At 60.1% G+C, this 25163-nt stretch carries 20 protein-coding genes; 9 read left to right on the top strand and 11 right to left on the bottom strand.

What is annotated here, in order from left to right; genetic code table 11:
* The first annotated feature begins 4 nt into the window (after positions 1 to 4).
* Together KL786_RS16380 and KL786_RS16375 are read left to right on the top strand one after the other, a co-directional pair.
* Complete coding sequence (locus KL786_RS16380; RefSeq protein WP_032858023.1) at positions 5 to 1171, top strand: MFS transporter; 1167 nt, start codon at positions 5 to 7, stop codon at positions 1169 to 1171.
* Between the two features lie 24 nt (positions 1172 to 1195).
* Positions 1196 to 2251, top strand: coding sequence for an alkene reductase (locus KL786_RS16375; protein ID WP_215518291.1), 1056 nt, complete (start codon positions 1196 to 1198; stop codon positions 2249 to 2251).
* 349 nt (positions 2252 to 2600) lie between these two features.
* Here the strand turns inward: KL786_RS16375 and KL786_RS16370 are convergent, their stop codons facing one another.
* On the bottom strand, positions 2601 to 3233 hold the full coding sequence (locus KL786_RS16370) for a TetR family transcriptional regulator (protein ID WP_032858025.1): 633 nt from the start codon (positions 3231 to 3233) through the stop codon (positions 2601 to 2603).
* Between the two features lie 265 nt (positions 3234 to 3498).
* Here KL786_RS16370 and KL786_RS16365 point away from each other — a divergent pair, with 265 nt between their 5' ends.
* The 4 genes from KL786_RS16365 to KL786_RS16350 all read left to right on the top strand — a co-directional run bounded on the left by KL786_RS16365 (position 3499) and on the right by KL786_RS16350 (position 10683).
* Complete coding sequence (locus KL786_RS16365; RefSeq protein ID WP_215518290.1) at positions 3499 to 4638, top strand: efflux RND transporter periplasmic adaptor subunit; 1140 nt, start codon at positions 3499 to 3501, stop codon at positions 4636 to 4638.
* 3 nt (positions 4639 to 4641) lie between these two features.
* On the top strand, positions 4642 to 7809 hold the full coding sequence (locus KL786_RS16360) for an efflux RND transporter permease subunit (RefSeq protein ID WP_215518289.1): 3168 nt from the start codon (positions 4642 to 4644) through the stop codon (positions 7807 to 7809).
* Positions 7809 to 9266 carry an AdeC/AdeK/OprM family multidrug efflux complex outer membrane factor gene (gene adeC / locus KL786_RS16355; RefSeq protein ID WP_032858031.1) on the top strand — a complete coding sequence of 486 codons (1458 nt, stop codon included), beginning with the start codon at positions 7809 to 7811 and terminating at the stop codon, positions 9264 to 9266. Before KL786_RS16360 ends, adeC begins: the two co-directional genes overlap by 1 nt.
* A 166-nt stretch (positions 9267 to 9432) precedes the next feature.
* On the top strand, positions 9433 to 10683 hold the full coding sequence (locus tag KL786_RS16350) for an OprD family porin (RefSeq protein ID WP_215518288.1): 1251 nt from the start codon (positions 9433 to 9435) through the stop codon (positions 10681 to 10683).
* A 134-nt stretch (positions 10684 to 10817) separates the two neighbouring features.
* Here the strand turns inward: KL786_RS16350 and KL786_RS16345 are convergent, their stop codons facing one another.
* On the bottom strand, positions 10818 to 12347 hold the full coding sequence (locus tag KL786_RS16345; RefSeq protein WP_215518287.1) for a M91 family zinc metallopeptidase: 1530 nt from the start codon (positions 12345 to 12347) through the stop codon (positions 10818 to 10820).
* Positions 12348 to 12619: 272 nt separating this feature from the next.
* On the opposite strand from KL786_RS16345, the gene KL786_RS16340 reads away from it, so the two are divergent.
* From KL786_RS16340 to KL786_RS16330, 3 genes are all read left to right on the top strand, one after another.
* Positions 12620 to 13519, top strand: a complete 900-nt coding sequence (locus KL786_RS16340; RefSeq protein ID WP_215518286.1) for a polysaccharide deacetylase family protein — start codon at positions 12620 to 12622, stop codon at positions 13517 to 13519.
* A gap of 165 nt (positions 13520 to 13684) precedes the next feature.
* A complete protein-coding gene (locus tag KL786_RS16335) occupies positions 13685 to 15259 on the top strand; it encodes a M91 family zinc metallopeptidase (protein WP_215518285.1) in 1575 nt (524 codons plus the stop codon).
* A gap of 110 nt (positions 15260 to 15369) precedes the next feature.
* Complete coding sequence (locus KL786_RS16330) at positions 15370 to 16893, top strand: M91 family zinc metallopeptidase (protein WP_215518284.1); 1524 nt, start codon at positions 15370 to 15372, stop codon at positions 16891 to 16893.
* Positions 16894 to 16925: 32 nt separating this feature from the next.
* Here the strand turns inward: KL786_RS16330 and pcaC are convergent, their stop codons facing one another.
* From pcaC to KL786_RS16285, 9 genes are all read right to left on the bottom strand, one after another.
* Positions 16926 to 17318, bottom strand: a complete 393-nt coding sequence (pcaC, locus tag KL786_RS16325; RefSeq protein WP_215518283.1) for a 4-carboxymuconolactone decarboxylase — start codon at positions 17316 to 17318, stop codon at positions 16926 to 16928.
* Positions 17319 to 17328: 10 nt separating this feature from the next.
* The gene (gene pcaD / locus KL786_RS16320; protein ID WP_215518282.1) at positions 17329 to 18120 is read right to left on the bottom strand and encodes a 3-oxoadipate enol-lactonase; all 792 of its coding nucleotides are present in this window, start codon (positions 18118 to 18120) and stop codon (positions 17329 to 17331) included.
* 10 nt (positions 18121 to 18130) lie between these two features.
* Positions 18131 to 19495, bottom strand: coding sequence for a 3-carboxy-cis,cis-muconate cycloisomerase (locus KL786_RS16315; RefSeq protein WP_215518281.1), 1365 nt, complete (start codon positions 19493 to 19495; stop codon positions 18131 to 18133).
* A 10-nt stretch (positions 19496 to 19505) separates the two neighbouring features.
* Positions 19506 to 20801 carry an MFS family transporter gene (locus KL786_RS16310; RefSeq protein WP_215518280.1) on the bottom strand — a complete coding sequence of 432 codons (1296 nt, stop codon included), beginning with the start codon at positions 20799 to 20801 and terminating at the stop codon, positions 19506 to 19508.
* Positions 20802 to 21004: 203 nt separating this feature from the next.
* A complete protein-coding gene (pcaG, locus tag KL786_RS16305; RefSeq protein ID WP_215518279.1) occupies positions 21005 to 21571 on the bottom strand; it encodes a protocatechuate 3,4-dioxygenase subunit alpha in 567 nt (188 codons plus the stop codon).
* Between the two features lies 1 nt (position 21572).
* A complete protein-coding gene (pcaH, locus tag KL786_RS16300; RefSeq protein ID WP_215518278.1) occupies positions 21573 to 22277 on the bottom strand; it encodes a protocatechuate 3,4-dioxygenase subunit beta in 705 nt (234 codons plus the stop codon).
* Between the two features lie 28 nt (positions 22278 to 22305).
* Positions 22306 to 23511, bottom strand: a complete 1206-nt coding sequence (gene pcaF / locus KL786_RS16295; protein WP_215518320.1) for a 3-oxoadipyl-CoA thiolase — start codon at positions 23509 to 23511, stop codon at positions 22306 to 22308.
* The gene (locus KL786_RS16290) at positions 23508 to 24287 is read right to left on the bottom strand and encodes a CoA-transferase subunit beta (RefSeq protein ID WP_215518277.1); all 780 of its coding nucleotides are present in this window, start codon (positions 24285 to 24287) and stop codon (positions 23508 to 23510) included. The genes pcaF and KL786_RS16290 overlap by 4 nt, the downstream gene beginning before the upstream one ends.
* The gene (locus KL786_RS16285; protein WP_029297076.1) at positions 24287 to 25144 is read right to left on the bottom strand and encodes a CoA transferase subunit A; all 858 of its coding nucleotides are present in this window, start codon (positions 25142 to 25144) and stop codon (positions 24287 to 24289) included. Before KL786_RS16285 ends, KL786_RS16290 begins: the two co-directional genes overlap by 1 nt.
* Positions 25145 to 25163: the final 19 nt, after the last annotated feature.

Genomic DNA, 25163 nt, shown 5'->3' with positions numbered 1-25163 from the left:
CACAATGCCCCTCTCGCTACTCATACTGGCCTTGAGCGCCTTCGCCATCGGCACCACCGAATTTGTCATCATGGGCCTGTTGCCCGATGTGGCGGCCGACCTCGGTGTGTCGATCCCAGGCGCTGGCTGGCTGGTGACCGGCTACGCCCTGGGCGTGGCCATTGGCGCCCCCTTCATGGCACTGGCCACCGCCAAGCTGCCGCGCAAGGCGGCCCTGGTAGCGTTGATGGGCATTTTCATCATCGGCAACCTGCTCTGTGCCCTGGCCAGTGACTACAACGTGCTGATGTTTGCCCGGGTAGTCACCGCGTTGTGCCACGGTGCGTTCTTCGGGATCGGTTCGGTGGTGGCCGCCAACCTGGTGCCGGCCAACAAGCGCGCCTCGGCGGTGGCTCTGATGTTTACCGGCTTGACCCTGGCCAATGTGCTCGGTGTGCCCTTGGGCACTGCACTGGGCCAGGAAGCCGGTTGGCGTTCGACCTTCTGGGCCGTGACGGTGATTGGCGTGATTGCGTTGATCGGCCTGATCCGCTTTCTGCCGGCCAAGCGCGATGAAGAAAAACTCGACATGCGCGCCGAACTGGCGGCCCTCAAGGGTGCCGGGATCTGGTTGTCGTTGAGCATGACCGCACTGTTTGCCGCGTCGATGTTCACCCTCTTCACCTACGTCGCGCCGCTGCTGGGCGATGTCACCGGCATCTCGCCCAAAGGTGTGACCTGGACCCTGCTGCTGATCGGCCTGGGCCTGACCGTGGGCAACATCATCGGCGGCAAGCTGGCGGACAAACGCCTGGCGGCCACCCTGATCGGCGTATTCATCAGCATGGCCGTGGTGTCCACGGCGTTGACCTGGACCAGCGTCGCCATTATCCCCACTGAAATCACCCTGTTCCTCTGGGCCACCGCCTCGTTCGCTGCCGTCCCGGCATTGCAGATCAACGTGGTGACCTTCGGCAAGGCCGCGCCCAACCTGGTGTCGACCCTGAATATCGGCGCTTTCAACATCGGCAATGCCTTGGGCGCCTGGGTTGGCGGCAGCGTGATTGCCCACGGCTTCGGCCTGACCAGCGTGCCGTTGGCGGCTGCGGCCCTGGCGATCCTGGCGCTGGTGGTCACGCTGATCACGTTCCGCCAGAGCGGCGATGCCGACCTGGCCCCGGCCACCAACTAATCACTTGAGAGACGAGTATTTGCGATGACGACTATTTTCGATCCGATCAAACTGGGTGATGTGCAGCTGTCGAACCGCATCATCATGGCGCCGCTGACCCGCTGCCGTGCCGACGCCGGCCGCGTACCCAATGCACTGATGGCTGAATACTATGTGCAGCGGGCGTCAGCCGGGCTGATCCTCAGCGAAGCCACCTCGGTGACGCCGATGGGCGTGGGTTACCCGGACACACCGGGCATCTGGTCCAACGACCAGGTGCGTGGCTGGGCCAACATCACCAAGGCCGTGCATGGCGCAGGCGGCAAGATTTTCCTGCAACTGTGGCATGTGGGGCGTATCTCCCACACGTCCTACCTGGACGGCGAGAGCCCGGTGGCACCGAGCGCCATCCAGCCGGCAGGCCATGTCAGCCTGGTGCGTCCATTGGCCGAATACCCGACCCCGCGCGCCCTGGAAACCGCAGAAATCGCTGATATCGTCGACGCCTACCGCGTGGGCGCCGAGAACGCCAAGGCTGCCGGTTTTGACGGGGTGGAAGTGCATGGTGCCAACGGCTACCTGCTCGACCAGTTCCTGCAAAGCAGCACCAACCAGCGCACCGACCAGTACGGCGGTTCCCTGGAAAACCGTGCACGGCTGTTGCTGGAAGTGACTGACGCCGCGATCGAAGTCTGGGGCGCCGGTCGTGTCGGTGTGCACTTGTCACCCCGGGCTGACTCCCATGACATGGGCGATGACAATCTGGCCGAAACGTTCACCTACGTGGCCAGCGAACTGGGCAAGCGTGGCATCGCGTTTATCTGCGCACGCGAGAAAGAAGCCGGTGACAGCCTTGGCCCGCAATTGAAAGCCGCGTTCGGTGGGCCGTACATCGCCAACGAGCGCTTCACCAAGGACAGCGCCAATACCTGGCTGGCCTCGGGCAAGGCCGATGCGGTGGCCTTTGGGGTGCCGTTTATCGCCAACCCGGACCTGCCGGCACGCCTGAAGGCCGATGCACCGCTGAATGAAGCCAACCCGCAGGCCTTCTACGCCAAGGGCCCGGTCGGTTACATCGACTACCCGACCCTGGCGCTCTGACCCCCCCCCCTGTAGGAGCGAGCTTGCTCGCGAAAGACCTGAGAACGCCGCAATAAACCAGATGCACGGCGTTATCGTTTACGTTCTTCGCGAGCAAGCTCGCTCCTACAGAAAAGCAGAAACGCAAAAGCCCCGGTTCGTGAGAGCCGGGGCTTTTTATGTTAGCCATCCGCTGTAGGAAACATTCCTTCACAGCAATGCAACAATATCGCTACAAAATACTTAGCCGGCTACCTTTCAACCCAGCGCCAGCGCGTATATAAAGTCACCCCACAAATAAGCCGCAAGGACGATTGACCGTCATTGGGCTTTACTGTTGACACAAGCGGGCACAATTACGCATTTTGTATCAATTGCGCAGGCTGGGGCTCAAACGCAGCATGTCCAACCCTATATCAACCAGACGCTCGGCCTGCTGATACAGCTCAAAGCTGTCAGGCACCAGTAGCCACTGGCCAACAAGCCCGTTGATGTAGGCATGAATGCACACCGCCCCGCGCGCGGTGTCGAGGTTTTCCGGGAGTTGCCCGCGGTGGACTGCATTGCGCAGTGTCAGGCCGATACGCAGGTTGCACTCAAGGCTGTGGGTCTGGCGCTGACGGCGCATGTCGCACATTTCGTCGGTAAATTCGCACTTATGAAACAGGATCTCATTGATGCGCCGAGTTTTCGGGTCCAGGGCCACCTGATGAAAAAGATGGATCAGCAGCTTGCGCATGCAGCCCAGCGGATCTACCTCATCCTCGCTTTCACTGGCCCTGGCCAATTCGTCCAGGGGTTCGTGCAGCGTGTCGAGCAGTGCCTGCAACAGGTCCGACTTGTTGCTGAAGTGCCAATAGATCGCGCCCCGCGTCACCCCCGCCCGCGCCGCGATATCCGCCAGCGTAGTGCGCGCAACGCCGCGCTCATAAAAGGCTTGCTCGGCAGCTTCAAGGATCTGGCTACGCGTCTCCTGAGCTTCCTCTTTGGTACGACGAACCATGGCAGTAACACCTCAATCAGGACACGAGCGGTGGTTGATAACCACCATCTGAATAATTATGGGACGACGCCTTCATGGGCATCGAACGTACTAGAATCGAGGCTTACAGCGTTGCTTTGTAAGGAATCCGCGAAGCCTGTCAAGAGTTTACAAACAACCATGAACGTAAGTATATTGCCTAGCAAGCTACTTATCTACTCAATGCCTGTTTTTTACCCTTCCACACTTCTTGTGCGCATTGAGCGCGCCTGACCCGAGGATCTTCATGCAACTTAAGCCAGCTGTTACCGCTCTGGTCACTGCCGTCGCCCTGGCATCGCTGCTCAGCGGATGTAAAAAGGAAGAAGCGGCACCGCCCGCTCAAACCCCTCAGGTCGGCGTGGTCACCCTTCAACCCCAAGCCTATACCCTGACCTCCGACTTGCCGGGCCGCACCACTGCATTCCGCATCGCGGAAGTACGTCCCCAGGTCAATGGCATCATTCTCAAGCGCCTGTTCAAGGAAGGCGGCGACGTCAAGGAAGGCCAGCAGCTCTACCAGATCGACCCGTCGGTCTATGACGCCACCCTGAAAAGCGCCCAGGCCAACCTGCAACAGACCAAGTCGATTGCCGACCGCTACAAGCAGTTGGTCAACGAGCAGGCGGTCAGCCGCCAGGAATACGACACCGCCGTCTCCAACCGCATGACCTCGGAAGCCAACCTGCAGACCGCCCAGATCAACGTGCGCTACACCAAGGTGTTCGCGCCGATCTCCGGGCGTATCGGTCGTTCTTCGGTCACTGAAGGCGCACTGGTCAGCAACGGCCAGACCGACGCCATGGCGGTGATCCAGCAACTGGACCCGATCTACGTCGACGTGACGCAATCCTCCGCCGAGATGCTGAAGCTGCGTCGCGACCTGGAAAGCGGCCAACTGCAGAAAGCCGGCGAAAACGCAGCCATGGTCAAGCTGACCCTGGAAGACGGCAGCGAGTACACCCAGCAAGGCCGCCTGGAGTTCTCCGAAGTGTCGGTCGACCAGACCACCGGTTCGGTCACCCTGCGCGCCGTGTTCCCCAACCCTGATCACACCCTGCTGCCAGGCATGTTTGTCCACGCCCAATTGCAGGCCGGTGTGAACAGCAAGGCGATCCTCGCACCTCAGCAAGGCGTGACCCGCGACATCAAGGGCATCCCGACTGCGCTGGTTGTCACTGCCGACAACAAGGTCGAACAGCGCGTGCTGGTCGCCAACCGTACCGCCGGCGCCTACTGGCTGGTGGAAAAGGGCCTGAATGCCGGTGACCGCGTGATCACCGAAGGCTTGCAGTTCATCAAGCCGGGCATTGAGGTCAAAGCGGTTGAGGCCAGCAACGCCAAGCCTGCCGGTACTGCTCCTGTCGCCGCTGGCAAAGGGGAGTAATTCATGTCGAAGTTTTTTATCAACCGCCCCATTTTCGCCTGGGTAATTGCCCTGGTGATCATGCTGGTCGGGGCCTTGTCGATCCTGAAGTTGCCCATCAACCAATACCCGGCGATCGCACCCACTGCCATTGATATCCAGGTGACCTACCCAGGCGCGTCCGCACAAACCGTGCAGGACACCGTGGTGCAGGTCATCGAGCAACAGCTCAACGGTATCGACAACCTGCGTTATACCGCCTCGGACAGTAACTCCGACGGCAGCATGACCATCACCGCGACGTTCAACCAGGGTACCAACCCGGACATCGCCCAGGTACAGGTACAGAACAAGCTGAACCTGGCGACCCCATTGCTGCCGCAAGAAGTGCAGCAGCAGGGGATCCGTGTGACCAAGTCGGTGAAGAACTTCCTGATGGTGATCGGCCTGGTGTCCGAAGACGGCACCATGACCAAGGATGACCTGTCCAACTACATCGCCTCCAACATCCAGGACCCGATCTCGCGGACGGCTGGCGTGGGCGACTTCCAGGTCTTCGGTTCCCAGTACGCCATGCGTATCTGGCTGGACCCGGCCAAGTTGAACAACTTCAAAATGACCCCGGTGGATGTCAGCACCGCCGTGCAGGCTCAGAACGTCCAGGTGGCCACTGGCCAACTGGGTGGCCTGCCAGCCCTGCCCGGCACTCAGCTGAACGCCACGATCATCGGCAAGACCCGTCTGCAAACCGCCGAGCAGTTTGAAAATATCCTGCTGCGCGTGAACACCGACGGCTCCCAGGTGCGCCTGGGCGATGTCGCCCGTGTCGAGTTGGGCGGCCAGAACTACAGCATCAGCGCGCAGTTCAACGGCAAGCCGGCCTCCGGCATGGCGATCAAACTGGCATCGGGCGCCAACGCCCTGGACACTGCCAAGGCGATTCGCGCCACGGTCGCGTCCCTGGAGCCGTTCTTCCCGCCTGGCATGAAAGCCGTGGTTCCGTATGACACCACCCCGGTGGTGACCGAATCGATTTCCGGGGTAGTCGATACCCTGGTCGAGGCGATCATCCTGGTGTTCCTGGTGATGTACCTGTTCTTGCAGAACTTCCGCGCCACCATCATCACCACCATGACCGTACCGGTGGTATTGCTGGGTACGTTCGGCATCCTCGCGGCCTTCGGTTTCACCATCAACACCCTGACCATGTTCGGCATGATCCTGGCCATCGGCTTGCTGGTGGACGATGCGATCGTAGTGGTCGAGAACGTCGAGCGGGTGATGGCCGAGGAACATCTGTCGCCCAAAGAGGCGACGATCAAGTCCATGGACCAGATCCAGGGCGCCCTGGTAGGTATTGCCCTGGTTCTGTCGGCGGTACTGCTGCCGATGGCATTCTTCGGCGGCTCCACGGGGGTGATCTATAAACAATTCTCCATCACCATTGTGTCAGCGATGGCCCTCTCGGTACTGGTTGCCCTGATCTTCACCCCGGCCCTGTGCGCCACCATGCTCAAGCCGATCGACCCTGAGAAGCACGGCCAACCCAAGCGTGGTTTCTTCGGCTGGTTCAACCGCACCTTCGACCGTGGCGTACTGAGCTACGAGCGCGGCGTGGGCAACATGATCAAGCACAAGGCGCCTTCGTTCCTGGTGTACCTGATCATCTTCGCCGGCATGATCTGGCTGTTCACCCGTATTCCAAGTGCATTCCTGCCCGAGGAAGACCAGGGTGTGATCTTCGCCCAGGTGCAGACGCCGGTCGGTTCTTCGGCAGAACGCACCCAGGTGGTCATCGACGACATGCGTGCGTTCCTGTTGAACGACAAGGAAGGCGAGCCAGGCGAAGGCAAGGCTGTGAAATCGGTATTTACCGTGAACGGCTTCAACTTCGCCGGTCGTGGCCAAAGCTCGGGCCTGGCGTTCGTCATGCTCAAGCCATGGGATGAGCGCGATGCCTCGACGTCGGTATTCGAGGTGGCCAAGCGCGCCCAGGGTTACTTCTTCCAGACCTTCAAGGACGCCATGGTATTTGCCATCGTGCCGCCTTCGGTACTGGAGCTGGGTAACGCCACCGGCTTCGACGTGTTCCTGCAGGACCAGGGCGGTGTAGGTCACGAAGCGTTGATGAACGCACGTAACCAGTTCCTTGGCATGGCCGCGCAAAGCAAGGTCCTGGCTGGCGTACGTCCCAACGGCGTGAACGACGAGCCGCAGTACGAGCTGACCATCGATGACGAGAAGGCCAGTGCCCAAGGCATCAGCCTGTCGAGCATCAACCAGACCCTGGCAATTGCCCTGGGGGGTAGCTACATCAACGACTTCATCGACCGTGGTCGGGTGAAGAAGGTCTATATCCAGGGCGACGCCTCAAGCCGTATGTCCCCTGAAGACCTGAACAAATGGTTCGTGCGCGCCGACGACGGAAAAATGGTGCCACTATCAGCAATTGCCTCTGGTAACTGGATCTACGGCTCGCCGAAACTGTCGCGGTACAACGGTGTACCGGCGATGGAAATCCTCGGTACGCCGGCGCCGGGCTACAGCACCGGTGATGCGATGGCGGAAGTCGAGCGCATCGCCAAGCAACTGCCGGCGGGTGTGGGCTATGCCTGGACCGGCCTGTCGTATGAAGAGCGCTTGTCCGGCTCCCAGGCACCGGCGCTGTATGCCCTGTCGTTGCTGGTCGTGTTCCTCTGCCTGGCAGCACTGTACGAAAGCTGGTCGATCCCGATTGCGGTGGTACTAGTTGTACCGCTGGGTGTCATCGGGGCATTGATGGCTACCAGCCTGCGAGGTTTGTCCAACGACGTGTTCTTCCAAGTGGGCTTGTTGGTGACCGTGGGCCTGGCCTCGAAGAACGCGATCCTGATCGTGGAGTTCGCCAAAGAACTGCATGAACAGGGCAAGGGCCTCGTCGAGGCGGCCGTGGAGGCCTCCCGCATGCGTCTGCGGCCGATCATCATGACGTCCATGGCGTTCATCCTCGGCGTACTGCCGCTGGCGATCTCCTCGGGCGCAGGTTCAGGCAGCCAGCACGCAATCGGTACCGGGGTAATTGGCGGTATGATCACCGCCACCGTCCTGGCGATCTTCTGGGTGCCACTGTTCTTTGTGACCGTGTCTGCCATTGGCAGCCGCAAAAAAACTGACAAGTCCGATACACCGCACACATCTAAAGAGGCTGGCTAATGCGCAAGTCGCTACTTTCCCTGGCAGTCACGGCATTCGTGCTCAGTGGCTGCTCGCTGATTCCTGATTATCAGCAGCCTGAAGCGCCGGTTGCCGCCCAGTTCCCACAGGGGCCGGCGTATTCGGCGGCCCAGGCGCCGAGCCAGGCCGCTGCCGAGCAAGGCTGGAAGCAGTTTTTCCACGACCCGGCCCTGCAACAGCTGATCCAGGTTGCACTGGAGAACAACCGCGACCTGCGTGTCGCGGCGCTGAACATCGACGCCTTTGCCGCGCAGTACCGCATCCAGCGCGCCGACCTGTTCCCGGCCGTCTCGGCCAATGGCAGCGGCAGCCGCCAGCGCACTCCGGCACGGGCTTCGCAAACCGGCGAATCGAACATTTCCAGCTCCTACTCGGCCACCCTCGGGGTCAGCTCGTATGAGCTTGACCTGTTCGGCCGGGTGCGCAGCCTGAGTGAAGAAGCGCTGCAAAAGTACTTCGCAACCGAAGAAGCACGCCGCAGCACGCAGATCAGCCTGGTGGCCAGCGTGGCCAATGCCTACCTGACCTGGCAGGCCGACAAAGAGCTGCTCAAGCTGACCCAGGACACCCTGGCGGCCTACGAGCAGAGCTTCAAGCTCACCTCGCGCAGCAACGAAGTCGGCGTGGCCTCGGCCCTGGACTTGAGCCAGGCGCGGACCTCGGTTGAAAGCGCCCGCGTCCAACTGGCCCGCTACACCCGCCAGGTGGCCCAGGACGAGAACAACCTGACCCTGCTGCTGGGCACCGGCCTGCCGGCGAATCTCGCCACCCAGCCGCTGTCCGACGACCTGTTGAGCGAAGTTCCACCAGGCCTGCCATCTGACCTGCTGCAACGCCGTCCCGACATCCTGCAGGCCGAGTACAACCTCAAGGCTGCCAACGCCAACATCGGCGCGGCACGGGCTGCGTTCTTCCCGAGCATCAGCCTGACAGCCAATGCCGGCACCCTGAGCCCGGACCTCGGGGGTCTGTTCAAGGGTGGTTCGGGCACCTGGTCGTTTGCCCCGCAGATCAACATCCCGATCTTCAACGCCGGTAGCCTGCGCGCAAGCCTGGACTACTCGAAGATCCAGAAAGAGATCAACGTCGCGACCTACGAGAAGTCGATCCAGACGGCATTCCAGGAAGTTTCCGACGGCCTGGCAGCACGTGCGACCTACAACCAACAGTTGCAGGCCCAACGTGATTTCGTCGCGGCCAACCAGGACTACTACCGCCTGGCCGAGCGTCGCTACCGCATCGGGGTCGACAGCAACCTGACCTTCCTCGATGCCCAGCGCCAGTTGTTCAGTGCCCAGCAAACGCTGATCACCGACCGCCTGGCCCAACTGACCAGCGAAGTGACCTTGTACAAGGCCCTTGGCGGCGGCTGGAATGAGCAAACGGCGAAGAATGAACCGCTGAAAGAAGAAGCGCCGAAGCTCAAGTTGTTCTGATCGGCGTAGCGACACAGGAAGCCCACCTTTTGGTGGGCTTTTTCATGGGCATGCAGTTCCGTTCGATCACCGCCCAGAACCCGCCCTCCCCCGATTGAACCGCCCCCGCAACGCCCCGCACCATGGCCCGCACCTGCATAACCCCAATAACAACAGGTCCTACGCCATGAGCACTTTCCATCCTTGCCGGCTATTGCTGGCAACCGCTGTTGCCAGCCTTGCCTTGCCAGTCATCGCCCAAGAACACGGCTTTCTCGAAGACGCCAGCGCCAACCTCAACCTGCGCAATTTCTTCATCAACCGCAATTTCACCAACCCGACCAAAGCCCAGGGCGGCGCACAGGAGTGGACGCAGAGTTTCATTCTCGATGCCAAGTCCGGCTTCACCCAGGGCACCGTCGGTTTTGGCCTGGATGTACTGGGCATGTACTCGCAGAAACTCGATGGCGGCGGCGGTTCTGGCGGCACTCAGTTGCTGCCGCTGGACCATGATGGCAAGCCGGCCGACAATTTCGGCCGCCTGGGTGTCGCGTTCAAGGCGCGGCTCTCCAAGACCGAATTGAAAGTCGGGGAATGGATGCCGGTATTGCCGATCCTGCGTTCGGACGACGGCCGCTCCCTGCCGCAAACCCTGCGCGGCGGGCAGATTACCTCCAAAGAGATCGACGGCCTGACCCTGTATGGCGGCCAGTTCCGCGCCAACAGCCCACGTGACGACAGCAGCATGACGGACCTGTCGATGTTCGGTAAAACCGCCTTCACCTCGGATCGCTTCAACTTCCAGGGCGCCGAATATGCGTTCAACGACAAGCGCACCCAAGTCGGCTTATGGAATGCCCAGCTCAAGGACATCTACCGCCAGCAGTACCTCAACCTGATCCACAGCCAGCCGATTGGCGACTGGACCCTGGGCGCCAACCTGGGCTTTTTCTATGGCAAGGACGACGGCAGCGCCCGCGCAGGCAGCCTGGACAACAAGACCTGGTCCGGCCTGTTCTCGGCCAGGTACGGCGGCCACACCTTCTACGTCGGCCTGCAAAAACTCACCGGCAACAGCGCCTGGATGCGGGTCAACGGCACCAGCGGCGGCACCCTGGCCAACGACAGCTTCAACGCCAGCTATGACAACGCCGAGGAAAAATCCTGGCAACTGCGCCACGACTACAACTTCGCCGCGCTCGGCGTGCCGGGCCTGACCCTGATGAACCGCTACATCAGCGGCAGCAACGCGCACACTGCCACCGTCAGTGACGGCAAGGAATGGGGTCGGGAAAGCGAAGTGGGCTACACCGTGCAAAGCGGCAGCCTGAAAAACCTGACCCTGCGCTGGCGCAATTCCAGCATGCGCCGGGACTACAGCAACAATGAGTTTGATGAAAATCGATTGATTGTCAGCTATCCATTAACCCTGCTGTAGAACCTGCACGCTGCCTGCCTTGCACGAAGAAATGGGCCGCCCCCTACGCGCTGTTGCTGACATTGCGCCAAAGAGCAGAAATGAGGCCGTTGCTGAGCGGAGTCGGCAGCAGCCCAAGGCATACACGCTCAGGCTCAGGAATAGGTCATGCGCAACGGGACACCCATTTCTTCATTCAGTGTATTTTCAGTCAATGGCTTGGGGTTGCTGGTCGTAGGCTCGGTCGAAGGGTCACCATCAAAATCAAAGGGGCGTCCCGTGTTTTCGAGCCCCACCGCCTGCCGCTCATTGTTGGGGATCACTGCTGAGCGTCCACGAGGGAACTCCAGCGTAAAACCGGGAATAAACGTTCCATTGGCACCGTTCCAGGCGTGAGCCATCTCATGGTAAAGGCTGACAATCGGCGAGTAGGCCACCCCGTTTAACTCAGCTATTTGCGCTCGGTTATAGGCGATGACGGCACGATCTGCACGGGAACCCGCAAGGCCATCCTTCATGAAGCCCCATCTCGGATCGTCACCGATGACAGGCGCTCTTTCGTTATTAAAGAGCTGCTTGAGCTCCTGGCTACCAAAGAGGTAGTGACTGCCCTCATCGTGGATATCTTCGATGAGCGTGACCGGGGCACCATTGCTTCTCGCCATGGCATCCATGTGCGCGAGCATGGCCTGGCCTTGGGGAGAACTGCGCAATAACTCCAGGTCATCCTCGACCCGCTGTTTGAACTCGACAGAACCACACACGGCAAAGGCTTGTGAGCCAACATTCTTAGGCGTCACGGCGCAGAAAACCGAGCCGCGGGAAGGATTGATCAAATCACTGTGCTTGCCATAGACAAGATCTCCCAGGGAATTGCGTCGAATGCTATCGCGGCCCGCTCCCGTATAAAACGTGCTGCGATCGTGCCCTACCATGACGTCATCCCCGGCCCCACCGCTCAAGACCGTATGGCCATTACCCGCGTACAGATGGTCATCCCCGCTGCCGCCATCCAGATAGCTGCGCTTACTGCCGGCGCCGGCGTACAACCGGTCGCGTCCCTGGCCACCATACATGACGTTATTACCCGTACCGCCGATGAGCATGTCATCCCCTTCATTACCTTCGACGTAACCATTTGCACTGCCCAGGCTCAAGGTGTCATTGCCCTTGCCGCCGAACAACCGGGTGCTGCCACCTCCGGCCTGGACTCGGTCATCGCCATCACCGGCTTCGATGCGCACGGCCTGGGTGACATTGGCGTCAATCAGCACCTTGTCATCGCCACCGTTTGTCCGGATCAGTAATTCCATGGCGTTGCCGTGTTTGTCCTGGCTGGCGAAGAGGTAGTCCCGGCCATTGACCCGAATACTCAATTGACCATCGGCACACTGGCGTACGTGCACATTATCTGCCGCATCAGCGGTTTCCAGGACCAGGCTACTGCCGAGTCGGTATGGGCTGAACACGGGGTCCAACTCCCACGTCAGCCGTGAACTTGCTATGAGATTGCCATCATTGAAAAACGGCTGGATACGGGTCTCGAAGCGATGGTCTGGATCGTATTTAAGATGAGGTTCAGTCTCGGGCTCATAGGCGCTGGCCTGAAACACTGGGGTTGCGAACTGAACCGAGGCATTGCCTGGCAACACCGTAAAGGGAGACAACGTAAAGGGCTGTATCATGGAGTTTCTCCGGGAGAGTGGGTCGTCGATTGCCCCTGTCAGCAGTGCTGTTCCTGACGGTTTTTGCACCCTCGCAGAGGTGTTGTTTCTTTGGCCTCCGGTGTGAAAAGGTTCCTGCCAGGAACCACCCTAACTGCAACGAAGCATTGAGTTCCTCGACTATCCAAGCCCCGTAGCCATTGAGTCATGGGCTTTTTGCTGTATGTTGCACCGACTCAGCGCCACTGCTCGTATCACGATGGCAAGGACGACATCCCTGGAACCCGGCCTTCATGAAACTCATCACCATCGTCTTATCGAGTTTGCTGGCTATCCTGAGCCTCAGCGGTTGCATCAGCGCGCCCATCGCCCTGACCGAACGCACCGAGCAACGCCTGATCGCACAGGCGCCGATCCGCTTTCTGCTGACCTTCGATGACGGCCCCAGTGCCTCGGGTTACAACAACCCAAGCCGTTCGGTGATCCAGGACCTGGCCGACAACCCCGTGCAACCGGGGATCAAGGCGATTTTCTTTTTGCAGACCGACGCCTGGCGCGCCGGCGGCAGCCCGCGCGGGCGCAAAACCATGCAACGCGAGCATGCCGCGGGGCACATCCTGGCCTTTCACACCGCCACGCGTTGGCATAGCAATCATCGCCTGCTGAACGATCAGGCGTTGGAGCGCACCCTGAACCTGGGCGCTGCCAGCATTGCCTCGATCACTGGCGCCGCGCCCAGCCTGGTGCGCCCGCCCTTCTGGAATTACGACAAACGCACCTTCGCCGCCTATCAGCGCCACGGCATGCACATCTTGTTGACCGACTTGAGCGCCAATGACGGCAAGATCTGGGGATTCAACGCCAGCCCCCGGCGCCGGGCCAACCTGCTGCGGCAGCTGTCACTGGTGCGCGAACGTATTGCCCTGGGCGAGTTGCCGACGGTGGACGGGGTGATCCCCGTGGTGGTGACCTTTCACGACATCAACCGCTACACCGCCCGGCACCTGCAGGAGTACCTGCAAATCCTGATGGACAGCGCCCAGGCCAGTGGCCTGAAGACGGCGGTCGAACCGTTCTACACCGACCGTGCAGCACTGGAGCGCGGCGCCCTGGCGCGTACGGTGAAAGATGCCAGCGAGGTGGTGCACTTACCAGGGGTGTGGAGCTGGGTGTGGGACGCCGACGCCCACTGATAGTGATACTTCCCCGTGCTGCCTGGCATTTAAACAATTAAAAAACTTAGAACCCAGGCCTACGCACCGCCAGAAAAAAACAGTATTAGTTCCCTGAGGAATCCTTTCCGACCGACCAGCCACTACATTGTCAATGTTTCCTACACCTCATCGCGAGAGTAAGTAATGACAATTTCACTGACATCACAACATCTACCCCTTTCCTCCTCAAGCCAACTCACTCCAATACTGACAGAAAACTCCCCCTCCAACCCGATCATTATTCAAAGCCCGCCACTGAAAAAATCACACACTCTTTTCACATCAAAATCCAAATTAACAACAGACCAGAATTATGTAGAAAAATATCCAATCTATACAAACTCCACCCCCCTATTCAATGACAAAAATATAAGAGTCACTCATAAAGTCACTTGGGCAACGGAAAAAGACGATCAATACATCAATAGAAATAACACGCTTCAAATCGAAACAGGCGACAAATCAGACATCATAAAAATCAGCCCTTATTCAGGTAATGAGATCCACCTGGAAGTGAATGGCACTCACTACAAACTAAAGATCAACAACCATGAGGACTATCCAGAAGATTTACACATCAAGGCAAAAGGCGGCGATGATCAAATCAGGGTTGACCCCCGAATGACTCTCCCCATTACAATTGAAGGTGGCAGGGGACGAGACCGGATTGAAGCCCTGGGTAGTGGTCAAACCCGTGTCTACGGCGGTGCGGGAGATGACGACATAACGCTGGGCAGCGGTGACAGCTACGCCGAAGGCAATAGCGGCAATGACAGAATGCAGGGTGGCACCGGTAAAACCGTCATGTATGGCAGTAACGGTAATGACGTGATGTTCTCCGGCCCTGGTAGCAAAGGAACATTCAGCTATATGGACGGTGGCAATGGCAACGACACCATGGTTAGCCAAAGCCCCATTAACTTGATGCACGGTGGCCCCGGTGAAGACTTGATGTACGGAAAAGGGCCAACCACGTTTTACACGGGTCGCGGTCGGGATACCGTTTTTTCAAACGATGCCAGCGACAAGATCTATACCGACGCAGGTGATCATATCTTCAGAGTCGCCGGCTCTACCCTGACACAAGTCAAAATAAGTAATGCTGGCAATAAAGGCTTGAATATTGAAGGGTCAGACAAGTTCACTCAACAAACCCAGGATGATCTTGAATTCCTCAGAAACTCGCCGACGGCACAAAAGATGCTGACTGAACTGGACCAGGCCGCAGAACGCAATGGTTCCCCCGTCAATATCCGAGAAACTACATACCGCCCTAACTACTCCTTCGCCAACGACTTCACAAGAGAAACCGACAAACAACTAAAAGAGTATGACGAACTCTTGGAGTCATCCCAGATAGGATTTATCCACGCAAATACCAAGGGCTCGGTAGCGACGGGTGCAACGATACACAGCAATCCTGCCTTCATCTTCCAAGAGCCTCCGATTCTTGGCCTTTACCATGAAATGGCCCATGCCTATAACGGCGCCAACGGCACATTTTTACCGGGCCAGACCCAAAAGGACGGCATGGAGAATCCAGAGCCAAATCTGGAGCGGCAAGCCGTTGGGCTGGAGACTGATGCGCCCGCGTTTGATTTTGACAATGACCCTTCAACCCCCGCCACGACAACCAATCCCAACCCCTTCAACGAAAATGCGCTTCGTGAAGAAACGGGTTTTGCGCGGCGAGAGTTTTACGATCCGGACAACTCTTAGAAAGAAACCAGGCGCGGCGCAACCCTTTCATTCAAGTCGTCATATATTCAGCTCCTGGAAAACCCCAAGGGTTGATGGAGCCTGTCTGTTTCCAATCGAAAGGTTTCCTTATGAACACTATCGCGTCACTTAACTACAATCTTTCCCTCACGATCCACGAGCCTTCGCCTCCCTCGGCACCTGCCGCGGCCAAGAGGGAACAACGTCAAGCGCCCGCCTCTGGCGAGTTCCCGTCCTACCCTCGTCCATCGATTGAACAGGACGCGCCTCTGGTTCGTGACGGCAATCTCTTTGCCCAGCATTCAATCCGAACCCGGGAACATGCTCCAGGTGAACATATGCTGTTGGACGATAAACTGACCCTTGAAACGGGCAATACCTCAGACACTATTCATATCAGTAACCGGACTGATGGACGACTCAATGTCGAGGTCAATGGTCAGTCATACATCTTTGACGTCAGAAACGAGAAAGATAAGGTACCGACGAAGCTCTACATTAAAAGTAACGGCGGTGATGACAAAATAACAATCGATGCCGATGTCATGCTTTACACCACCATTGAAGCGGGGGATGGCCATGATCACGTAAGGGCCGGAGGTGGTCCAAGCCGCCTGTTGGGCGGCAACGGCAACGACCATCTCCAATTGGGTAGCGGCGCAGGCTATGCCGAAGGCAATGAGGGCGACGACACGATGATAGGCGGGCCTGGCAACGCCATCATGTACGGCAACAACGGAAACGATCGGATGTGGGCAGGCCCTGGAGCCGCCAGCAAAAAAAGCTACATGGACGGAGGCAGTGGTTCGGACAAGATGCATGCAGGCCATGGCCACATGATCATGAATGGCGGCCTGGATGACGATGTAATGATTGGTCACGGTCGAACCACTTTTTATAGTGGCAGCGGCAAAGACACGATCGTGTCCAATAATAAGGATGACCGCATCTATGCAAAAAACAGCGACAGATTCCTGAGTTTTTCTGGCGCAACGTTAACCACGGTCACACCCAGCCAAGCAGGTAAAACCGGGTTTAACGTCCAAGGTACGGCACAATTCAAACAACGCGTCGACGATGACTTGGCGCTTTTGCGCAGCTCGCCCGCAGGCCAGAAACTGCTTGCCGAAATGGACGCCGCCGCCAAGAAAAACGGAGTACCGGTAACGATTCAGGACGGCGGAAAAAGAGAGAATACAAATTTCACATTTAACCTGCAGGAGACAGGCCCGCTCGCTCCTGATACTCCAGAAAAGGGCTTTGTTCACAACGGGGTACGAGGCGCACCCGTCACAGATGGCGTCATCCGCTACCCCTCTTCCAGCACTTTTGATGCCCCTGTATTCGGCGGCTTTCCGATAACAAACCTCTACCACGAAATGCTGCATGGCTATAACGGTGCCACAGGCTCCATGCTGCCTGGGACGACTAAAGAACCGGTCGCTGGCGAACCTGACGATGACACAGACACACCCAATTTCGAACGACAGGCTGTCGGTCTGCCGACCGATGCCGAGCCGTTCGACTTTGACGATGACCCCCTCACCCCGCCGACCTCAACCAATCCCGAACCGTTCACAGAGAACGCTTTGCGTAAAGAAATGGGGCTTGTCCAGCGCAATAGCTATAGCTGACGCCCATCCATGGCCAGCTTTAGAACAGAAGATTAGCTACGGGACTCGACACCCAGCTCATCCCACACCGACTCAGCCAGATGAAACGTCGCATTGGCCGCCGGGATCCCGCAGTAGATCGCGCTCTGCATCAGCACTTCCTTGATCTCGGCGCGGCTCACGCCATTACTGGCGGCAGCGCGCAGGTGCAGCTTGAGCTCTTCGCTGCGGTTCATGCCGATCAGCATGGCGATGGTGATCAGGCTGCGGGTGTGCCGTGGCAAGCCCGGCCGCGTCCAGATATCACCCCAGGCATGGCGGGTGATCATTTCCTGGAACTCGCTGTTGAACTCGGTCAGGGCATTGAGGCTGCGATCGACATGCGCATCGCCCAGCACTTCACGACGCACCTTGAGGCCATCGGCGTAACGTTGTTTTTCGTCCACAAGAGCGTCCTCAGCGAGCCAGCAGGAAAGTCAGTACCCGATCGCTGAACGCAGCACCGGCTTGTACGTTGGACAGGTGCGCCGCGTGGAACTCGGCGTATTCGGCGCCGCTCACCTGTTCCTGGATAAAACGGCTGCCAGACGGCGGTGTTACCGCATCTTCGGTTCCGGCAATCACCAGGGTCGGCACGGTGATCGACGATAGTTGCTCACGCAAATCAGCATCGCGCACCGCGCCACAGTTGGCGGCATAACCTGCCGGATCTGTCGCGGCGAGCATGTCGGTAATCCGCTTGGCCTGCTCGGGATGGGCCTGGGCAAAATCAGCCGTGAACCAGCGCGCAATCGACGCATCACGCAGCGCCACCATGGCCGCCGAGCCATCGCGCAAGACCATTTCGATACGAGGGTTCCAGATGTCCGGGGTGCCGATTTTCGCTGCGGTGTTGCACACCACCAGTTTGAGCAAGCGTTCGCCCGCATTGATGCCCAGCCACTGGCCAATCAGGCCGCCCATGGACAGGCCGCAGAAATGCGCGCGTTCGATGTTCAGCGCATCCAACAGCGCCAGCACATCCCGCCCCAGCTGTTCGATGCTGTAGGGGCCTGCGGTGACCAGGGATTTGCCATGGCCACGAGTGTCCAGGCGCAACACCCGAAAATGCTCGGTGAACGCCGGCATCTGCGTGTCCCACATCCGCAGATCAGTGCCCAGTGAGTTGGACAGCACCAATACCGGTGCACCTTCGGGGCCTTCCAGTTGGTAATTCAGTTCGCCATCGGCGAGTTGTACAAATCCCACAGCAGCCTCCTCAGGCAGAAAATGCAAAGTGTTCGGCCACGGCGCGGCTGACCCAGGTCTGTGCCTGGCCCAGGTAATTCGCCGGGTCCAGCAGGCGATCCAACTCCAGCGCCGACAGCTCGACGGTGACTTGCGGCTCATCGGCCAACACCGCGCGCAAATGGCGCTGCTCGGCGACGGCGCGTTTGCAGCACTGCTCCAGTAAGTGATGGGCGGTTTCGCGGCCCAGGCGCTGGGCGAGCACAATACTGACGGCTTCGGCCAGCACCAGCCCCTGGGTCAGGTCGAGATTGTTGCCCATGCGTTGCGCGTCGACTTCCAGGCCTTCGCTCACCAGCAGCGCTTGGTGCAAGGCGCCGGACACCAGGCGGCAGATTTCGGGCAAGGTCTCCCACTCGGCATGCCACAGGCCCAGGCTGCGTTCGTGCTCCTGGGGCATGGCGCTGAACATCGTCGAGACCAGGCCAGGTACACGGGTGGCGGCACTGATCAGTACAGCGGCGCCCACCGGGTTGCGTTTGTGCGGCATGGTGGAAGAACCGCCCTTGCCCGGTGCCGAGGGTTCGAACACTTCCGCCGCTTCGGTCTGCATCAGCAGGCTGATATCCCGACCGAGCTTGCCGAGGCTGCCGGCGATCAGGCCAAGGACGCTGGCGAACTCCACCAGACGATCACGCTGGGTGTGCCAGGGTTGTTCCGGCAGCGCCAGTTGCAACTCCGCCGCCAGGGCTTGCGCCACCGGCATCGCCTGTTCACCGAGTGCCGCCAAGGTGCCGGACGCCCCGCCGAATTGCAGGACCAGCAGGCGCGGCTTCAATTCCACCAGCCGTTGGCGACTGCGCGTCACCGCCCCCAGCCAACCGGCGATTTTCATCCCCAAGGTCACCGGCGTGGCGTGCTGTAACCAGGTGCGCCCGGCCAATGGCACATCGGCATAGCGCTGCGCCTGGGCGGCGAGCACCGCGCCCAGCCGGGCCAGGTCCGTCTCGATCAACTCCAGCGCCTGGCGCAGTTGCAGCACCAGGCCGGTGTCCATCACATCCTGGCTGGTCGCGCCCAGATGCACATAGCGTTCGGCGCCTGCGTCTTCACTGGCAATCAACTTGCCCAGCGCTTTCACCAATGGAATCGCCGAGTTGCCTGCCGTGGCAATCGCCACGCCGAGTGCGTCCACGTCATACAGCGAGGCCAGGCACGCCTGGGCAATCGGTGCGACAGCTGCCGGCGGGATCAGCCCAACCTGGGCCTGGGCCCGGGCCAATCCGGCCTCGAAATCCAGCATGCCCTGCAAGCGTCCCTGGTCACAGAACACCTCGGCCATGCTGTCAGCGGTGAAGTAAGCGTCGAACAATTGGTTGCTCGTGCGCAGCGTCATAACTCTTCCCTTACAGATCGTGGTGCAAGTACTGCGCCTGTTTCGGCAGGCGCAGGCTGAACAGGAACGCAATAGCCATCATGCCGGTAACGTACCAGTAGAAGGTGTTTTCCAGGCCGATGGACTTCAGGCCCAGTGCCACGTATTCCGCCGAACCACCGAAGATCGCGTTGGCCACCGCATAGGCCAGGCCCACACCGAGGGCGCGCACTTGTGGCGGGAACATTTCCGCTTTCACCAGGCCGCTGATGGAGGTGTAGAAACTGACAATCGCCAGCGCCAGGGTAATCAGCACAAAGGCCAGGAACGGGCTGGTCACGGTTTTCAGGGTCAGCAGGATCGGCACCGTGCACAGGGTGCCGAGGGCGCCAAACCAGAGCATCGAGTTACGCCGGCCGATCTTGTCCGAGAGCATGCCGAACAGCGGCTGCATGCACATATAAAGGAACAGCGCACCGGTCATGATGTAGCTGGCGGTCTTGGCGTGCATCCCGGCGGTGTTCACCAGGTACTTCTGCATGTAAGTGGTAAAGGTGTAGAAAATCAGCGAGCCGCCAGCGGTGTAGCCGAGCACGGTGATAAACGCGGCCTTGTGATCGCGAAACAGCGCCCTGATGCTGCCGGCGTCTTTGTTTTCACGCATTTCCTGGCTGGTGGTTTCTTTCAGGGAGCGACGCAGCAGCAGCGAGATCACCGCCGCGACAGCGCCGATCACAAACGGAATGCGCCAGCCCCAGGCCCGTAGCTCTTCTTCGGTGAGCAGTTGTTGCAGGATCACCACCACCGACACCGCCAGCAGTTGCCCGCCGATCAGGGTCACGTACTGGAACGAGGCGAAGAAGCCGCGCTGGCCCTTGAGCGCGACTTCACTCATGTAGGTCGCCGTGGTGCCGTACTCGCCACCCACCGACAGCCCCTGGAACAGCCGCGCCATCAGCAGCAGGGCCGGGGCCCAGGCGCCGATGTCTTTATAGGTGGGCAGAAAAGCGATGACCAGGGAACCGGCGCACATCATCAGCACCGAGATCATCATCGAATTCTTGCGCCCGTGCTTGTCGGCGACCCGGCCAAACAGCCAGCCGCCGATGGGACGCATCAGGAAGCCTGCGGCGAACACGCCAGCGGTGTTGAGCAGTTGCACCGTGGGGTCGTCAGAGGGGAAAAACGCTGGGGCGAAGTAGATCGCGCAGAACGCGTAGACGTAGAAGTCGAACCATTCGACCAGGTTGCCGGAAGAGGCCCCGACAATCGCAAAAATCCGTTTGCTGCGCTCTTCTCCGGTGTAGTGACTGGTAGTTGTTGTCATGTTGTTTTCACTCGTGGGGAACGGGTTAGAGTCTAGACATACTTTGCAACAACCTCGTTCCGCAAGCAGACCTTTGGGGGGGGTGGGTTGCCCCTGTAGGAGCGAGCTTGCTCGCGAAAAACCCAAGGACACCGCGTTTATCCAGGATAACCCGCGTTATCGTTGAAGATTTTCGCGAGCAAGCTCGCTCCTACACAGGGGCATCAGTAATCGAAAAACACCGTTTCTTCATCTGTCCCTTGAAGAATCACATTCCACTGATACACCCCCGACGCATCCGCCTTGGCCACCAATGTATGCAGCCGCTCTGCCGGCACACACGCCAGCAACGGGTCATCGCCATTCGCCGCCTCACCGTCGAAATAAATCCGCGTCAGCAAGTGCTTCACCAAACCACGGGCAAACACCAGCACCACCAGATGCGGCGCCTGGGTCGTGCCCTTGAGGCCCGGCACGCTGCCCGGCTTGATGGTGCTGAAGCGAAACCGCCCCTGCGCATCCACCGGCACCCGGCCAAAGCCTTCGAAATTGGGGTCCAGGGCTTTGTCCTGGTCATCCTCGGGGTGGTCATATTTGCCGGCGGCGTTGGCCTGCCAGACTTCCAGCATGGCATCGTTGACCACATCGCCATTGCCATCCACCACTTGCCCGGTGATCGCCACGCGCTCGCCGAGGGTGCCCGCATTGGCCAGGTCTTCGCGGTTCAGCCAGGTCAGGCCGATGTGGTAGTACGGCCCGACGGTGTGGGACGTGGTCGCATTAAGGGTCATGTCATTTCTCCATCGGCGTGGCGTCGCGGCCGCGCAGGACGATGTCCCAGCGGTAGCCGAGGGCGTAGTGCGGCACGGTCTTTTCCAGGTCGAAACGGGCGATCAGGCGTTCCTTGGCCGAAGTGTCCGGCACACAGTTGTAGATCGGGTCATAGGCCAGCAGCGGGTCGCCGGGGAAGTACATCTGGGTCACCAAGCGCGTCAGCACGCTGGGGCCGAACAGCGAGAAGTGGATGTGCGCGGGGCGCCAGGCGTTATGGTGGTTGCCCCACGGATAGGCGCCGGGCTTGATGGTCTGGAACTGGTACCAGCCATCGGCATCGGTGACGGTGCGACCGGTGCCGGTAAAGTTCGGGTCCAGGGGCGCGTCGTGCAAATCGCGCTGGTGGTTGTAGCGACCGGCGGCGTTAGCCTGCCAGATCTCTACCAGGATGCCCGGCACCGGCAGGCCGTTTTCGTCCAGGACCCGGCCATGAATGATGATGCGCTCGCCTTGCGGCTCGCCATCGTGCTGGGCGGTCAGGTCGTTGTCTTTCTCGGTAATGCGTTCGGCGCCGATGGTCGGGCCGGTGATTTCCGACAGCGAATGGGGCAGAAACACCAACGGCTTGGACGGCGAACGCAGGTTCGTCGACTGATAGTCCGGGTGCAGGTAATCAGGCTGAGTACCCGCTTGCGGGCGCCGATATCCGGGCTTGTCACTCATGGAGTAATCCTCTTTATTCTTGTCAGTCTCAAACGCGTTCGATCGCCAGGGCCAAGCCTTGGCCGACGCCGACACACATGGTCGCCAGGCCTTTGCTGCCACCGGTTTTTTCCAGTTGATGCAGCGCGGTCAAGACCAGGCGCGCACCGCTCATGCCCAGTGGATGGCCCAAGGCAATCGCGCCACCGTTCGGGTTGACCTGCGCCGCGTCGTCCGCCAGGCCCAACTCACGCAGCACCGCCAGGCCTTGGCTGGCGAAGGCTTCGTTGAGTTCGATCACATCAAAGTCGCTGACGGCCAGGCCCAGGCGCTCGACCAACTTGCGCACCGCAGGCACCGGGCCGATGCCCATCACACGGGGTTCGACCCCGGCACTGGCCATGCCCAGCACCCGGGCGCGGGCAGTCAAACCATGCTTTTTCACGGCTTCGGCGCTGGCCAGGATCAAGGCCGCAGCCCCATCGTTGACCCCGGAGGCGTTGCCGGCGGTGACGGTCTTGTCCGGGCCATTGACGGGCTTGAGCCTGGTCAGGGCTTCGAGGGTGGTGTCGGCGCGTGGATGCTCGTCGTGTTCAACCAGGGTCTCGCCTTTTTTGTGGGCGACCCGCACCGGCACGATTTCTTCAGCGAAGAACCCGGCGGCCTGGGCAGCGGCCGTGCGTTGCTGGCTGCGCAAGGCGAAGGCGTCCTGGTCGGCGCGCGAGACTTTATAGTCATCCGCCACATTGTCAGCGGTCTGCGGCATGGCATCGACGCCGTACTGGGCCTTCATCAACGGGTTGATAAAGCGCCAGCCGATGGTGGTGTCTTCCAGCTTCATATTGCGCGAGAACGCGGCGTCCGCCTTGCCCATCACGAATGGCGCACGGGACATCGACTCGACGCCACCGGCAATCGCCAGCTCCATTTCGCCACTGGCGATGGCGCGGAACGCGGTGCCGATGGCGTCCATGCCCGAGGCACACAAACGGTTGAGGGTCACGCCAGGGATGCTCGATGGCAAGCCGGCCAGCAGCGAAGCCATGCGGGCCACGTTGCGATTGTCTTCGCCCGCCTGGTTGGCGCAGCCGAGGAACACCTCGTCCACCGCGTTCCAGTCCACCGACGGGTTGCGCACCATCAGCGCCTTGATCGGCAAGGCCGCCAGGTCATCGGCGCGCACGGTGGACAGGCCACCGCCGAAGCGGCCGATGGGGGTACGGATGGCATCACAGATAAACACATCGCGCATCAGGCTTCTCCTGGGGCTTGGCCATGGGCGGCGGCGGTACGGGCTTCAAGGTCGCGCAAGGCATTCAGTTCGACCTCGGTCGGTTCGGCGCTGGTGCCGAGTTGATCGGCAAAGCGCACCGCCCAACCGGTGGCGGCGATCACTTGCTCGCGGGTCACGCCAGGGTGCAAAGCCGTGACCACGAATTCATGGCTGCCCTCCTCCGGCTCCATGATGCACAGGTCGGTGATGATCCCCACCGGGCCCGCGCCTGGCAGGCCGAGGCGCTTGCGCGAGTCGCCGCCTTCGCCATGGCCGACCGAGGTAATGAAGTCCAGTTTGTCGACGAACGAACGGGACGACTGCTTGAGGATGATCAGTACGCTCTTGGCGGAGCCGGCAATTTCCGGCGCGCCACCGGCGCCCGGCAGGCGCACCTTGGGCTGATGATAGTCACCGACCACGGTGGTGTTGATATTGCCGAAACGGTCGACCTGGGCCGCCCCAAGAAAACCGACGTCAATGCGCCCGCCTTGCAGCCAGTAGCGAAAAATCTCACCGGTGGGCACGACGGTGTCGGCGGTTTCTGCCAACTCGCCGTCACCAATGGACAGCGGCAACACCGATGGCTTGGCGCCAATCGGGCCGGACTCGTAGATCAACACCACATCGGGGGAAGATGTCAGGCGTGCCAGGTTGGCGGCCTTGGATGGCAAGCCGATGCCGACGAAGCACACCGAACCGTTCTTCAGGCGGCGCGCGGCGGCGACGGTCATCATTTCATTGGTCGAGTAAGCCATTACTTGGCCTCCTGCGCGGCAGCCAGTTTGGCCTGGAATTGACTGAAGTCAGCAGTGCCGTGGATGTATTCATCGATCCAGGCGGTAAATGTCCCACGATCCCGAGCGATCGGGTCCCAGGCTTGATAGAAGCGATTGTCGCGTTCGGTGTAACCGTGGGCGTAGGACGGATGCGCGCCACCCGGCACATGGCACACGGCGGTCAGGGCCCAGGTCGGCAGCACGCAGGCGTTCATCGGCGCGTTGAGGTCATCGACGATCTCTTCGACGGTAACGATGCAACGCTTGGCCGCCAATGCCGCCTCTTTCTGCACCCCAAGGATCCCCCACAGCAGCACGTTGCCCTTGCGATCGGCCTTTTGCGCATGGATCACGGTGATGTCCGGGCGCACCGACGGTACCGCCGCCAGCACTTCGCCAGTGAAGGGGCAGGTCACGGTCTTGATCAACGGGTTGACCTTGGGCAGGTCGGAGCCGGCATACGCCCGCAGTACCGCGAACGGCAGGCCGGAAGCGCCGGCCACGTAGGCGTTGGCCAGGTCGGCATGGCTGTGTTCTTCGATCTCCAGCGGTTGCGGCCATTGCTTCTCGACCGCGTCCCGCAGGCGATGCAGGGAACCCACGCCAGGGTTGCCACCCCAGGAGAAAATCAGTTTGCGCGCACAACCGGCCCCGATCAGTTGGTCGTAGATCAGATCGGGCGTCATGCGTACCAGCGTCAGGTCTTTCTTGCCCTGACGAATGATTTCATGACCTGCCGCTGTAGGGATCAGGTGGGTAAAGCCTTCGAGCGCGACGGTATCGCCGTCATTGACGAACTGCTTTACCGCATCAGCCAGCGAAAGGATTTCAGCCATGGGGTTGGGCTCCCGATAT

Source organism: Pseudomonas sp. TAE6080, from assembly GCF_018732265.1.
GTDB lineage: Bacteria > Pseudomonadota > Gammaproteobacteria > Pseudomonadales > Pseudomonadaceae > Aquipseudomonas > Aquipseudomonas brenneri.
Note: the sequence above shows the minus strand (reverse complement) of the source record. Positions and strands in the feature narration are given on the sequence as shown.